Genomic DNA, 13,437 nt, shown 5'->3' on the forward strand with positions numbered 1-13,437 from the left:
CGCCGCGCAGTAGTTGAGGGCCGCACCCCGTTCGGCAAGGGGTGCGGCCCTCGCCGCGTCCGGTTACTTCTGCGGCCAGCCGCCGTACGGGACCGTGATCAGTTCCATCGCGTGGGACGACGGGTCCAGGAAGTAGACGCCCTTGCCGCCGTCGTTGCGGTTGATCTCGTCCGGCTGCTTCTGGTGCGGGTCGGCCCAGTGCCGGATGCCGCGCGCGCGGATCTTGTCGTACGCCGCGTCGAACTCCGCCTCCGAGACGAGGAAGGCGTAGTGCTGCGGGGTGATGTGCTCGGCGGGAATGGTGGCGAAGTCCAGCGTGACTTCGTTGCTCAGGGCCACCGCGATGAACGGGCCCCATTCAGCGGCGATTTCAAGGCCCAGCAGGTCCGCGAAGAACTCGGCGGACTCCCGGTTGTCCCGGGCGTGGACGATCGTGTGATTCAGCTGTACCGACAAGGAATGCCTCCAACAGGCATGTCCCGGCACCTCCATGCCTCACCCGGCCGGTGACCGGCACGCGATGCCGCCGTGGATCTTACACCGCGTCCTGATCGGGCCTGGACTTGGCTGCGTGGGCTCTCTACGCTCATCCGTACCACGGTGTGAGAGCGCTCTCTTCTCGCTCCGCATCTTCACGGTTCCTCGCAATTCCGGTCCACCACACCCCTGTTGGAACGACGAGAGGTCCCCCTGTGAGACGCAAGACCAGTGCACGTCTCGGCCTGTCCGCGTTACTGCTCGCGACCGCCTGTGTCGGCACCGCGCTCGTCCCCGCCGCTGCCGCCGACCCGGGCACCACCTCCTCCGGCTCCGCGAAGGCGCCCGCCTCCGATGGTCTTCTGCGGGCCATGGAGCGTGACCTCGGCCTGTCGCCCGCCGCCGCGCGTGAGCGGCTCGCCGATGAGCGGCGGGCCGTCAAGACCGAGCGTGCGGCGCGGAAGGCGGCCGGGGCGGCGTACGGCGGGGCGTGGTTCGATGCCGGGCGCGGGCGGCTCACTGTCGCCCTGACCGAGCGGAAAGCCGCCGCCGACGTGCGTGAGGCGGGCGCCGACGTCCGGTTCGTCGCGCACAGCGCCGCCCGCCTCGACGCGGCGAAGAAGCGCGTCGACAAGCTCAAAGCGCCGAAGAACGTGGCCAGTTGGCGGGTCGATCCGCGGGCCAACCGCGTCGTCGTCGACGTCGTCGAAGGGCACCGTGCCGACAACGATGTCAGCACCTTCCTCCGGCGCGCCCGCGCCACTGCCCCCGTACGCGTGGACACCGTCCCCGAGGCGCCGAGCACCTTCGCCGCCGGGACCGTGGGCGGCGACCCGTACTACACCGGCAACGTCCGCTGCTCCATCGGCTTCTCCGTGCACGGCGGCTTCGTCACGGCCGGGCACTGCGGTGGCGTGGGCGCGAGTGTGCGCGGCTGGGACGGATCCGCCATCGGCTCGTTCCAGGGCTCCTCGTTCCCCGACAACGACTACGCGTGGGTGTCGGTGGGCAACGGCTGGTGGACCGTGCCGGTCGTGCTCGGCTGGGGCACCATCCCGGACCGGCTCGTGCGCGGTTCGGCGGAGGCGGCGGTCGGCTCGTCGATCTGCCGTTCCGGCTCCACCACGAAGTGGCACTGCGGCACTCTTCTCGCCAAGAACGAGACGGTCAACTACTCGGGCGGCGCCGTCGTCCGCCAGCTGACCAAGACCAGCGTGTGCGCCGAGGGCGGCGACTCGGGCGGCTCGTTCATCAGCGGCGACCAGGCGCAGGGCGTGACGTCCGGCGGCTGGGGCAACTGCAGCAGCGGCGGCGAGACGTGGTTCCAGCCGGTGAACGAGATTCTCCAGCGGTACGGGCTGCGGCTGCACACCGCGTGACCCGAGGTGCGCCCGGCGCGTGCAGCCGCCGGGCGCACCCCGCTCGTCACCGCGCCGGGCGGATCGCCAGCCGGTGCCGGAACTCGTCGCGCGGGTCGTACTTCGCCTTCACCCGTTGCAGGCGCGGGTAGTTGTCCTTGTAGTAGAGCGTGTACCAGGGCACGCCCGAGGTGTTCTGCTCCGGGTCGGCGAGGTCGGCGTCGGGGTAGTTGATGAACGCGCCGTCGCTGACGGCGCCCGGCACCGGGACGCCGCCGCTGTCGGCGTACACCCCGCGGTACAGCGAGCGCACCCACTCGGTCTCGCGGGTGCCGTCCTGCGTCTCCGCGTCCCAGCCCGCCATGTAGACGGCCTTCAGGATCGAGTCGCGCTGGGCGACGGCGGTGGCGTCGGGGGCGACCTTGCGGGCGGCGCCGCCGTACGCGACGAGCCACAGCGTGCCGCTGATGCGCTCGGCCGGGTCGTCGGACGGCCGCAGGTGTTCGTGCAGGACGTCGATCTGCCGGTCCGTGAAGGTCTTCCGCAGGTACGCGCTCTTGACCTTGAAGGGCGAGGATCTGGTGTCCGTGATGGAGGTCAGCGCGTTCAGCCACGACAGCGGGGGCCTGCGGATCGCGGGCTCGGCGCCCACCCCGCGTCCGACGGCGGCGATGTAGTCGTCCACGAGCCGCCGCGCGCCCGGCACCGCCGCGTCGATGACACCGGCCAGGACGGCGCCGGAGCCCGCCGCCTGGGTGGTGTTGACCATCAGCACGCTGAACAGGTTCGCGAACGGCGAGTCGGGGTCGCTGTTGCGCTCGTGCCACTCGCCGTGGTTGCGCATCAGGGCCTTGAAGCCCCGCGCGTCGAGGTCCTTCCAGGTCCAGCCCGCCCGGAAGGCGAGGAAGGAGCCGGGGGCCTTGGGCAGCAGCTTCGTCGGGTCGTCGCCCCGGGCGCCGGGGGTGCGGAACCAGTAGCGCGTCACGATGCCGAAGTTGCCGCCGCCACCGCCGGTGTGCGCCCACCACAGGTCGTGGTGCGGGTCGTCCGGGTCGCGCTTCGCGACGACGGCGCGGGCGGTGCCGTCCGCGTCCACGACGACGACTTCGAGGGCGTGCAGGTGGTCCACGGAGACGCCGTCGCGCCGCGACATCACGCCGTACCCGCCGCCGACCACGTGCCCGCCGATGCCGACCTCGGCGGTCGCGCCCGCCGGAATGGTCACCCCCCACCCCAGGAACAACTCGCGGTACACCTCGGCCAATTGGGCGCCTGGCTGCACACAGAACGCCCGCTGCTTCGCGTCGTACGAGATCTCGCGCATCGGCGACATGTCGATGACGGCCTTGATGTCCGGGTGGTCGACGAAGTCCTCGAAGCAGTGGCCGCCGCTGCGTACGGCGATGCGTCTGCCCTCGCGCACGGCGCGCTGGACGGCGTCGACGACCTCGGCGGTGGAGTGCACCACGCGGTAGTAGTCGGGCTTGCCGATGAACCGCCCGTTGCAGCCGCGCTGGGTGAGGGAGAGGTAGCGGGGGTCGTCGGGACGGATGGGGTCGGTGGAAGCGCCGACCGCGGCGACTGCGGTGACCGGCGCCCCAGTCGCGCCGGCTGCGGCGGCCGCGGTGCCTGCGGGCGCGAGGACCGGCGCCGCAAGCGCCGCCGCGCCACCCGCCGCCGTGGCCGCGAGCACGCGCCTGCGAGTCGGGGCGGGTGATGAATCGGACCGTGGCTCTGTCATGGGTCGTCCCCCGAACGGTGAGGTGTGGTTGACCCACCACCATCACGACGCGTGTGACCCCACACATCCACCGTGCGGCCAAGCGACGCGTGCTCCACAGGGTGCAGACGCACCCCTTAGGGGTGGGCCCGCAGACGGAGCGCTTTCCGGCCAGCGGGCAGCTTCATGCGCGCGAGTTCGGCCGGGTCGACCACAGCGGTGATCTCCGTGATGCGGCCGTCGGCGACGGTGAAGGCGAGGAGGGAGAGCGGGGTGCCGTCCTCGCTCCAGGAGATCACGCCGGGGTGGCCGTCGACGTGCACCGGATGCGCCCGGACCACGCTGCGCGCCACCCGCGCACGCGTGGCGACCTCGGTCGCTCCGAGCGTGACGAACCGGCCTTCCGGCGTGTGGACGGTGAACTTCACCTCGGGGTGGAGAATCTCCAGCAGCCGCTCGAACCGGCCCTCACCGGCCGCCGCCAGGAAGGCCTGGACCACCTCGCGCTGCTGCCGCCCGGCGCTCTCCTGCTGCCGGGCAGCCCGCACTTTCCTGCGGGCACGGCTGGTGAGCATCTTGGTCGCGTCGGCGGACTTGCCGAGAATCGTGCCTATCTCCCCGTGCGGTACGGCGAACACGTCGTGCAGCACGAACGCGAGCCGTTCGTCCGGGCGCAGCGAGTCGAGGACCGTGAGCAGCGCGAGGCCGACGGAGTCCCCGAGCGCCACGAGCTCCTCCGGATCGGGAGCGTTGTCGAGCGTAACGGTGCATTCGGGCAGCCGGTCGTCGAGAGAGACCTCCGGGCGGGTCCGCCCCGACCGCAGTACGTCGAGGCTGATCCGGCCGACCACCGTCGTCAGCCATCCGCCGAGATTGTCGATGGTGCCGGCGTCCTGGCGGGAGAGCCGCAGCCACGCCTCCTGGACGACGTCCTCCGCGTCGGCGTGCGAGCCGAGCACGCGGTGCGCGACGGCCCTGAGCCGGTCGCGCTGCGACTCGAAGGCCTCGGCGATCGAGTCCGTGGGCCGGGTCTCCATGGGCTGGGTGCCGGTCATGTTGTTACCTCTCTCGAAGCCGCTCCGTCATAGGGGTGACGGGCACGAGCCCCGGAACGTAACGCGATGACGAGGAGCACACTCACATGGAAAACCGTCTCAAGAACAAGAACACGCACAACCCCGACCTGTGGACCGCCATCAAGCACCTCCACAAGGCGATCGGCGCCGGAGGCGTCGACCCGAAGCTGCTCACCCTGGTCCACCTGCGCGCCAGCCAGATCAACGGCTGCTCGGCATGCGTCCACGCCAGTGTCACCGGCGGCAAGAAGGCCGGCGAGACCGACGAGCGGCTGCACAACGTGGCGGCCTGGCGCGAGGCGCCGTTCTACACCGACGCGGAGCGTGCGGCGCTGGCACTGACCGAGGGCGCCACCCGCCTCCAGGACGGCGCGGAGGGTGTCACCGACGCGGTCTGGGACGAGGTCAACGTCCACTTCACCGAGGAGCAGATCGGCGCGATCAACCTGGAGATCGCGCTGACCAACTTCTTCAACCGGCTCAACCGCACGGTCAAGGAACCGGCCGGTCAGACCTGGGGCTGAGCCCCGTCAAGGGTCTGCAGGGGCAGGAAGGCGGTCCAGGTCTCGGGCGAGACGGTGAAGTGCGGGCCGTCCGGGTTCTTGGAGTCACGGACGTGTACGGCGGTGGGGTGGGCGGCGATTTCGAGGCAGGCGCCGCCTTCACTGCCGCTGTAGCTGGACTTGCGCCAGGCGTAGGCGACTTCAAGGCACTCGCCGCCCTCGCTGCCGCTGTAGGTCGACTTGAACCACATAAGCGCGGTGCCGCTCATTGCTCTCCTAGCAGACGGTCCAGCAGGTCCCTGGTGTCCTCGGGATTTAGGGCCTGCGTCCGCAGCATCGCACATTTCTGCGTCAGGATCGCCACCTCGTCCGGATCGGCGATCAGTTGGCTTCCGCGCTGGGTTTCGGTGTACGCGAGCCGCTGATGCTCGGGTGTCTCCAGGAGTACGAATGGGCCGTCGAGTGCGGCGTGAGTAATGCGGCCGAACGGCAGGATCTGTAGGGCGAGGCCTGGCAGCTCGGCGTACTCTCGCAGACGCCGCAGCTGCTCGGAGTAGACCTGCGAACCGCCTAGGCAGTCGTGCAGCACTGCCTCCCAGATTACGAAACTGGTCGTCGGCGGAACCTTGCGATGCAGGATCTCCTGGCGCTCTACCCGTGCCGCCACGAACTGTTCGATCTCGTCCTCGTCGAAGACCGGCACCCGACTGCGGAACACTGCTCGTGCGTAGGCCTCCGTCTGGAGTTGGCCAGGCAACACCTGGTTCGCGTACAGCGAGATGGCAATCGCCTCCCGCTCACAGTCCAGGTACTCCTCCGCCCACCTCGGGACCAGGTCCACCTCAGGCATGTGCTCGACCGCCGTCTGCAACGTCCGGTTCGTGCCGAGGAAATCGTCCAGCTGGACCGCCAGGTCCATCTTCAGGGGGCGCCGCCCCTGCTCGATGGAGGCGATCAGCTCCTCGCTGATGAGCAACTGCTGGGCCAGCGCCCGCTGTGTGTACCCGGCCGCCTCCCGGTGGACGGCGAGCAGCGCGCCCACCATCTTCATCGCCGACGCGTTCCTGCGTGACCGTCGCTTTGGGCTGCTCATACGGTTCAACTCCCCACCAGAAGCCGTGCCTTCACACAGTGAACCCGTACATAACAGCTGTACGGGTTCACGCAGTGCTCCATCATGGCCACGGAGCGTGACACTCGTCACGTGAACCGAGAAAGTTTCTACCGGCGCGAACGCCAGTCCATCCCGGCGGCCCGCGCCTTCGCCGCCGCCGCCCTCGTCGACTGGGGGATCGATGGCGAGCGCGCGGACGATGTGACGCTCTGCGTCAGCGAGCTGGCGACCAACGCCCTGCTGCACGGCGTCCCGCCGGGGCGGGGATTTCGCCTGCACTTGAACCACGCCGACGGCGTGCTCCGCGTCGAGGTGCACGACAGCGGAGGCGGCTGGCCCCGATGCGGCGGCATCGAGGACGACGACGATGCCGACGAATCGGGGCGGGGCCTGCTGCTCGTGGCCGCGCTCACGGACAAGTGGGGCGTGACGGAGCGCGACCCGGGAAAGATCGTCTGGTTCGAGCTCAATACCGGCGTCAGTTCCCGAGCATTTCCTCCAGCGCGTGCCCGTACTCGCGGTAGCGCGTTCGCGCCTCCGGGCGAGCAGGTGAATCGGGCAGCAGGAGATCAGCCAGGAAAGCGACCCGCCACATCCTGAACACCTCCCGCCGGGCGGCCGCGTCGCCGTCCGACGCCCCCACGACCAGCCCGGTCGCGATCCGCAACGCCTCGGCGATCAATTCCGCGCCCCGCGCGACCTCGGGGCCGCGCGCGATCGCTGCGTCGACCAGCGCCTGGAGAAGCCGGGTCAGCTGCAGATCAGCACCCAGGCGGCTCATCCGCCGCACCGCGACGGGATCTTCGAGCCGGGACGACACCTCTTCGTAGCCGGAGGACCACAGCAGCAGGGACGGCGCCGCCACGGCGTGGTCCCTCGCGTAACCCAGTTCATCGAAGATCGCCATGACCGGCTCCGTGAAGTCACCGATGTCCCGGATCGTCTCCAGGAGACGCGTCACGTCGTCCCGACGCTCCGACACGAACTCGCCCACGGAGACGTCCGCGAGCGACCACGTCCCGGTTGCGGCGACCGCGCCGATCTCGATGATCCCACCAAGTGGTCCGAAGACGGCACGGCCCAGAACGCTCTCCGACATGCTCATCCTCAACTGCTTTGCTCCACTCAGAAATTGCCCATGAAGTGCTGCATGATCGCCTCACCCTGCGGCAGCACGCGTGGCCCGCCGTTGTTGAGGACGTCCACACCCTCGGGGGTGTTCACAAAATACTCCGGAAGGTTACCGGCGGGCCCACTGTGGTTGCGCAGCACACTGTCGGCGAACTCCCGCGGGACCTCGACCCGTACGACATGGCCGGACGGACCCGCGTATTGCGTGGCGGCCCTGTTGAAGTCGTCGGTCAGATAGACACCCGCGTCCGGCGTGTAATCGCGCTGGTCCTGGATGGACCGGGGCAGAGAGAACTGATCCCCGTGCCAGTTCTGTGAGCCGTGGTAAAGGACGACCGTCTCGCACCCCGAGAGACCGAACGGGTCGATCTGCCGGAATGGATTGGTGACGTATCCGTAAGGGTCGGGTGCCGGTGCCAGCCCGAGGGGGTCGAGCGTGCTGTAGCGGGCGGTTTCCGGGTCGTAGTAACGCTGATAGTTGTAGTGGAGCCCGGATTCCGGGTCGAAGTACTGGCCGGGGAAGCGCAGCGGGGTGTACGCGCTGCTGCGGGCAGGCCAAGTGGTGACGCCCCAGACGGTTCTGCGGGCCTGCCACGCGGTCGTCCCTTGTGCGTCGACCAGTTCCGTAGGCGTCCCGACCAGGTCGGTGACGATGGCGAAGAAGCGGGAGTCGATCTCCGCCCGGTCGGCCTGGCCGATGAGCCGCTCCGTCTGGGCGATCGGGCGCAGCCCGTCGTAGTCCCAGGTCAAAGCGATGTGGTGCGGCACACCCTGGACCGTGGTGAGCTGCTCGGCGACGAGCGGGCCGTCCCAGGTGAAGTCGGTCTGTTCCACCACGTCCGTACCGCCGTCGGCCAGGCGCACTTTCGCGGTGCGGCGGCCCAGCGGGTCGTACACGTAGCGCCAGACCGTTCCGTCGGGTGTGGTCAACGAGGTCAGCCGGTCCTCGGCGTCCCAGGAGTAGCGCCAGATGTCGGGTTTCCGCGACAGCCGGGTCTTGCGGCGGAGCACCACACGGCCGGCTTCGTCGTACTCATAGCGCACCGCCCCCGCACCGGTGAGGCGGTTTCCTGCATGGGCGCGGGTGCCTCGCACCTCCTGGCCGGGGTGGTGGTCGGGCCAGTCGGCCACCGATTGGCGTCCTGCCCCGTCGTACGCGTACGTCTCCGTCCAGTCCTGAGCCCGGACTCCGGTGACGCGGCCGGCCGCGTCGAGCCCCAAGGTGACCTCACCGAGGTACGGGTCGGTGACACCGACGAGGTGACGGTCCGGGCGGTAGTCGTAGGCGCGGCGCAGGACGGGACGGTCCGGGGCCACCACCGTCTGTTCGAGCGGCCGGCCGAGTGCGTCCCACGTCTGGGTGATCGCCAGCGAGTCGTCCATGACACGTCCGGTCTCGCGGCCGCATGCGTCGTGCGAGAACGACACAGCATGACCCGACGAGTCCAGCGCGCACGGCCGGCCCACCGCGTCATAGCTGTGGTGGGCCAGGGCGCCCGTGGGCGTGGTGCGCCGCACGCGGCGCCCCATGGCGTCGTAGGCGAAGGAAAGCGGACGGCCATTGACGCGCTCGGTCAGTACCCGGCCGTTCCTGTCGTGCTCCCAGGTCACCTCGCAGTCAGGCCCCGCGGCCCGCACCAGGCGGCCCGCCGGGTCGTAGGCGAAGGTGCTGACCTGCCCGTCCGCGTTCTTGGCTCGCGGCCGGCCCAGCGCGTCGTAGGAGAGAACGACGCGCTGTCCGGCCGGGTTCATCCGCTCGGCCAGACGACCCGCGGCATCCCGCGTGTAGCGGGTCAGCCGGTCGTCGAAGTCGCTCTCGGCCACCAGATGCCCGGCCGCGTCATAGGTGTAGTCCCAGGTGAGGCCCAGGGGATTGGTGACCTGGACGAGCCGCAGGGAGGCGTCGTGGCGGAATTCGTGACGCACTCCGTCCGGACCGGTGCGCGCGCGGACCAGGTCGAAGTGCGTGTATTCGTACGTGGTGGTCGCGCCGCCGGCGTTCGTGTGGCGGACACAGTTGCCCTCCCCGTCGTACTCCCACGACTCCTGAGAGCCGTCGGGGCCCATCACGCGGGCTATGCGGCCCTCGACGGTCCACCACATACGGGTCGTCGCGCCCATCGCGTCGGTGGTCCGGACGAGGCGGCCGAACGCGTCGTATGCGCGGTGGACGCGTTCTCCGAGCGCGCTGGTGATCTCGATGTGCAGCCCGGCGGCGTTGCACCGGACGGTGGTGGTGGCGCCGAGGGGATCGGTGACCGAGGCGGGGCTGCCCATCCCGTCGTAGGTGAACCGCGTGATCGCACCGTCGGGACCGACGAGTTCGAGACGGTTGCCCCGCTCGTCGTAGACGTGTTCCCAGCACGCGCCGTCCGGCGTCACCACCCGCACGGGCAGGCAGAGGTCGTTGTACTCGGCGTGCGCCTCGGTGCCGTCGGCACGGGTGACCGTGAGGGGCTGCCCGTAGGCGTTGTTGGTGAAGGACGTGGTGTTCCCGAGCGGGTCGGTCCGGGACAACAGGTGGTGGTGCTCGTCGTACGTACTCTGTGTGACCGCGCCGTTCCCGTCGACCTCTCCGACGACCTGGCTGAGGTCGTTGATCAGGAAGCGGTCGGTGTGACCTTCGGCGGAGGTGACGGTGGTGACGCGGAGACCGGGCCAGGCGGGATCGGCGCCGTCGTAGTGGAATGTATGGGCGAGGTGCCCCGCCTGGCCGCCCTGGGCCACGCAGCGGTCCCGGTGGTCGTAGGTGTAGTCGTAGCGGCTGTGATTGGTGTCGGTCCACGAGGTGATGCGCAACCGCTCGTCGTAGCTGAACCTCTGCGGCTTGCCGGACGAGTTGACGACTTCGGTGAGGTTGCCTTCGGTGTATCCGTACCTCTTGACGACGGTGTCCGTGCCGTCCGCGCCGCCACCCGCGAGGACGAGCTCCGTGAGACGTCCGTCCTCCACCGACAACTTGAGGTGGTAGCCCCCGGAATGGCGCAGGGCCATCGGAGTGCCGTGTCCGTCGTAGTCGAAGTCGATGGTGTTGCCGTTGCGGTCGCCGACGCGCTCGATGCGCGAGACACCGCCTTCGGGGACGGAGAAGTGGTAGTGGAGTCCGACGAGGGGGTCCTCGATCCGGAAACCCCCGCCCTGCAGCCGCGTCAACGGACGGCGGGGACCGGACTCGGGCAGCACGGGCTGATGGGGCGGGCAGGGGTGGGGATAGGCGAGGAGCATGCCGTCTTCTGTATGGAAGACGATGCCCTCGTCGTCGACTTCGAGATGTTGGTCGATGGTGGAGGACCAGGACGGGCCGAACCAACGGCCGCTGCGGTAGTCGGAGGCGGCGCGGCGGGTGAACGCGAAGGGGAGGGTGCCGGGGAGGTCGATGTCGGTCTGCGTCAGGAACATCTGCCCGGTGGCCGCGTCCACGGGGTCACCGCACCCCTTGACCTTGCTCTTGACCCGGTTGTAGGCGCCCTTGGCGCCGTTGGCGATCGTGTCACGGCCGGACTTGGCGAGTCCGCGGACGCTGTCGGCCATGCCCTTGAGGCCCGCCCCTTTGAGCCCCTTCAAGCCCTTGCCGAGTTTGGCGGCGGTGGTCAGGCCCTTCATGCCGGGTACGCAGTCCAGGGCGGCGAAGGCGACGTCCATCAGGCCGGCTTGGCCTTTTCGGTATTTGTTGAGGGTGTCCGCGAGGACGATGGCTCCGGCGACGATGACGATGGCGGCGAGGATGGGGCCGCCGATGATGATCGCGATGACGCCGACGACGGCGACGACGACCTTGCAGACCGCGACGATGGCGTCCCAGTTGTCGGTGACCCAGTCGCCGATCTCTTCCCACCACTTGCGGTTGCGTATGCCCGCGTCGGAGGCTTCGTCGATCTTGCGTTTGGCGGTTCCGGCGGCCTCCTCGCGCATCCTGCGGGCGTCGGCGGCCATCTTCTTGGCCGCTTCCAGCGCACTCGTGGCGGCATCGACATCGCCCTGGGCGGACTTCTGGGCCTTTTCGGCGGAGGCGGCGTTGCGGGTGGCGGCCTTGACCTTGTCCGGGTCGGGCGGGGGCACGTCCTTGCCTCCACCGGAGGCTTTGTCGTCCTTGTACTTGTCGGCTTCCTTGCCGGCCTTTTCCATCCAGGAGTCGGCTGAGGTGAGGCGGGACTTGGCGGAGGACAGGTCGGCTTGTGCCTCTCGGCCCTTGACGAGGGCCTTGTCGGCCAGGGCCTGGGCGCGTTCCAGTTCGGGCCAGTAGGCGGCGAGGGCGTCGCCGGCCATGCCGTAGGACTTCTTGAGCTTCTTCAGCTTGTCGGGGGCCTTCTCGAACTTCTCGGTGAAGGCATCGGCGGTCTTGCCCGCCCACTGGAGGATGGCGTCCTCGCCCGCCATTCCCTTGATGTCGCGAAGCACCTTGCCGACGTCGTCGGAGAAGTCGTGCAGGTCCTTGGCGAGTTTGCGCACCCGGTCCGGGTCACCCGGCGTCGGATCCTTGTCCAAGTCCAGGACATGCCAATCTCGCGGCCGATTGCCCGCCATACCGCAACCCCCGTCACTCCCGGCCCCGGTCCGGCCGGGGTCTTCGCCCGCACCGGCCAACGACTCCTCGCCCACTGAAGACGCAGGACTCATTTCGTCTAGTGCGGCTGCTTCTTGCTGATCATGTGGGCTACGCCGAAGGCGCCCCCCGCGGCAACGGCGAGGCCCGCGAGGGCGACCCCGCTCTCCAGGCGCTCCCACCAGAACTTGTGCGGGGCCATGGGCTCGTGGTCCAGCACCGCTTCGAGCAGGTCGGTGCCGCCGGCGTCGAGGATGGTGAACACGTAACCGTTGGCGACGCCGAAGTACGCGCCGAGCGCGGCGAGGATCGCGGCCCAGACGTGCGGTCCGGCCCCGCGGCCGCCGGTGCGGCCCACCACGGCTCCGACGGTCACCGCGAGCACGGCGGCGACGGCCAGATAGCTGGCCTGGAGGCCGCCCTGTGACAGATCCTCGTTGGAGGCGAGCAGGATGCCCGCGTAGACGAGCCCGAGGCCTCCCGCGACGAGCAGGCCGAGGAAGAAGGCCTTGCCGGGCTTCGCGCCGCCACCGGGAGGCGGGAAACCGGGAGCGAAGGGGTAGGGGTTGCCGGGCTGCATGGGCTGCATCGGCTGCTGCTGGTACGGGGCGGCCGGATAGCCGTACCCCGGCTGCGGCTGCACGGGCTGCTGCCCGTACGGGTTGTGCTGCGGCGGCTGTGGCTGCCAGGGCTGGTTCATGTTCCGGTTCCCCCGATGGTGAATGCGATCCCCGCGCAGGTGTGCGCGAGCGGCGCCCAAAGTACCAACATGGCTCGATCCGGTAGCCTGCCCCGGGCTCTTCGCCCTTCAAGCAACCGTTCGCATCATCAGACAATCTGCGCATTCTGTTTTCGGGGGATCATCACATGCGTGTCCGTCGCGCCGTCGGCGCCGCCACTCTCGCTCTCGCCGCCATAGCCCTGCTCACCGGCTGCACCGACAATCCGAACGACAAGGCCTTCGGCGGCCTCGGCGGCGACATGCCCTCGGCGCCCTCCATGCCGAGCATGCCGACTCCGTCGCTCACGCTGAGCCCGCCGAGCGGAATGCCGAGCGACCCCGGCACCTCCTCCGGCGGCAGCTACGGCGGCGGCTACGGCGGCAGCAGCTCCACTCCCACCGCGATGCCCTCGTACAACGCGGACGCGCTCAGCGAGGTGATCGGCGAGAACTGCCGGTACGAGCGCTCCGCCGGGCGGATCAGCTACGACGTCGACATCCAGAACGCGTCGACCGACTTCGCCTACCGGTACAACTTCACGGTGGAGTTCAAGATCGGCGAGTCCGCCAACTCCGCCGTCGCGAGCAGGAGCATCGGCTCCCGGTTCGAGACGGTGACGGTCACCCCGGGCGGCGACCGCTCCGTCACGGTGCACGCCTCGCACAGCACCAACGACCGGCTCGTCTACTCCTGCCAGGTGACCTCCGCCACGAAGTCCCCGTCGTCGTAACACGGCAGCGCGGGGACGGGGTGAACGCGACCGCGCCACACCCGTCCCCGCGTCACACCGTCC

General features: G+C 69.5%; 11 protein-coding genes. 4 read left to right on the forward strand and 7 right to left on the reverse strand.

The genetic code is table 11. From position 1 onward, the window contains the following. Positions 1–63 precede the first annotated feature (63 nt). Positions 64–456, reverse strand: coding sequence for a VOC family protein (locus tag ACZ7LU_RS01375; RefSeq protein WP_471915307.1), 393 nt, complete (start codon positions 454–456; stop codon positions 64–66). 236 nt (positions 457–692) lie between these two features. Here ACZ7LU_RS01375 and ACZ7LU_RS01380 point away from each other — a divergent pair, with 236 nt between their 5' ends. Then, positions 693–1,856, forward strand: a complete 1,164-nt coding sequence (locus tag ACZ7LU_RS01380) for a S1 family peptidase (RefSeq protein ID WP_471148357.1) — start codon at positions 693–695, stop codon at positions 1,854–1,856. Positions 1,857–1,902: 46 nt separating this feature from the next. On the opposite strand, the gene ACZ7LU_RS01385 is transcribed toward ACZ7LU_RS01380, so the two are convergent. Together ACZ7LU_RS01385 and ACZ7LU_RS01390 are read right to left on the reverse strand one after the other, a co-directional pair. After that, entirely contained in the window at positions 1,903–3,576 is a 1,674-nt protein-coding gene (locus tag ACZ7LU_RS01385) for an FAD-binding oxidoreductase (protein WP_468085248.1), read from the reverse strand. A gap of 116 nt (positions 3,577–3,692) precedes the next feature. Beyond that, the gene (locus tag ACZ7LU_RS01390; RefSeq protein WP_468085249.1) at positions 3,693–4,610 is read right to left on the reverse strand and encodes a sigma-70 family RNA polymerase sigma factor; all 918 of its coding nucleotides are present in this window, start codon (positions 4,608–4,610) and stop codon (positions 3,693–3,695) included. 86 nt (positions 4,611–4,696) lie between these two features. Here ACZ7LU_RS01390 and ACZ7LU_RS01395 point away from each other — a divergent pair, with 86 nt between their 5' ends. After that, positions 4,697–5,155 (forward strand): carboxymuconolactone decarboxylase family protein, encoded by a 459-nt coding sequence (locus ACZ7LU_RS01395; RefSeq protein ID WP_471915308.1) that lies wholly within the window; start codon positions 4,697–4,699, stop codon positions 5,153–5,155. Here ACZ7LU_RS01395 and ACZ7LU_RS01400 read toward each other — a convergent pair. Together ACZ7LU_RS01400 and ACZ7LU_RS01405 are read right to left on the reverse strand one after the other, a co-directional pair. Next, a complete protein-coding gene (locus ACZ7LU_RS01400) occupies positions 5,140–5,403 on the reverse strand; it encodes a DUF397 domain-containing protein (RefSeq protein WP_471915309.1) in 264 nt (87 codons plus the stop codon). The two genes, ACZ7LU_RS01395 and ACZ7LU_RS01400, sit on opposite strands and share 16 nt — an antisense overlap. Beyond that, entirely contained in the window at positions 5,400–6,227 is an 828-nt protein-coding gene (locus ACZ7LU_RS01405; RefSeq protein WP_471915310.1) for a helix-turn-helix domain-containing protein, read from the reverse strand. The genes ACZ7LU_RS01400 and ACZ7LU_RS01405 overlap by 4 nt, the downstream gene beginning before the upstream one ends. An 84-nt stretch (positions 6,228–6,311) precedes the next feature. On the opposite strand from ACZ7LU_RS01405, the gene ACZ7LU_RS01410 reads away from it, so the two are divergent. After that, entirely contained in the window at positions 6,312–6,848 is a 537-nt protein-coding gene (locus tag ACZ7LU_RS01410; protein ID WP_471915311.1) for an ATP-binding protein, read from the forward strand. A gap of 525 nt (positions 6,849–7,373) precedes the next feature. Here ACZ7LU_RS01410 and ACZ7LU_RS01415 read toward each other — a convergent pair. Then, positions 7,374–11,864 (reverse strand): DUF6531 domain-containing protein, encoded by a 4,491-nt coding sequence (locus tag ACZ7LU_RS01415; protein WP_471915312.1) that lies wholly within the window; start codon positions 11,862–11,864, stop codon positions 7,374–7,376. Between the two features lie 137 nt (positions 11,865–12,001). Then, complete coding sequence (locus tag ACZ7LU_RS01420; protein WP_471915313.1) at positions 12,002–12,622, reverse strand: hypothetical protein; 621 nt, start codon at positions 12,620–12,622, stop codon at positions 12,002–12,004. A gap of 167 nt (positions 12,623–12,789) precedes the next feature. Here ACZ7LU_RS01420 and ACZ7LU_RS01425 point away from each other — a divergent pair, with 167 nt between their 5' ends. Further along, positions 12,790–13,374, forward strand: coding sequence for a hypothetical protein (locus ACZ7LU_RS01425; RefSeq protein WP_398305616.1), 585 nt, complete (start codon positions 12,790–12,792; stop codon positions 13,372–13,374). Positions 13,375–13,437 lie beyond the last annotated feature (63 nt).

Source organism: Streptomyces sp. NPDC039462 (assembly GCF_055639375.1).

Excerpts from the sequence above, each read along its gene's own strand:
- ACZ7LU_RS01385 (WP_468085248.1), bottom strand. The coding sequence starts at position 3,576 with ATGACAGAGCCACGGTCCGATTCATCACCCGCCCCGACTCGCAGGCGC.
- ACZ7LU_RS01390 (WP_468085249.1), bottom strand. The coding sequence starts at position 4,610 with ATGACCGGCACCCAGCCCATGGAGACCCGGCCCACGGACTCGATCGCC.
- ACZ7LU_RS01395 (WP_471915308.1), top strand. The coding sequence starts at position 4,697 with ATGGAAAACCGTCTCAAGAACAAGAACACGCACAACCCCGACCTGTGG.
- ACZ7LU_RS01400 (WP_471915309.1), bottom strand. The coding sequence starts at position 5,403 with ATGAGCGGCACCGCGCTTATGTGGTTCAAGTCGACCTACAGCGGCAGC.
- ACZ7LU_RS01405 (WP_471915310.1), bottom strand. The coding sequence starts at position 6,227 with ATGAGCAGCCCAAAGCGACGGTCACGCAGGAACGCGTCGGCGATGAAG.
- ACZ7LU_RS01410 (WP_471915311.1), top strand. The coding sequence starts at position 6,312 with ATGGCCACGGAGCGTGACACTCGTCACGTGAACCGAGAAAGTTTCTAC.
- ACZ7LU_RS01420 (WP_471915313.1), bottom strand. The coding sequence starts at position 12,622 with ATGAACCAGCCCTGGCAGCCACAGCCGCCGCAGCACAACCCGTACGGG.
- ACZ7LU_RS01425 (WP_398305616.1), top strand. The coding sequence starts at position 12,790 with ATGCGTGTCCGTCGCGCCGTCGGCGCCGCCACTCTCGCTCTCGCCGCC.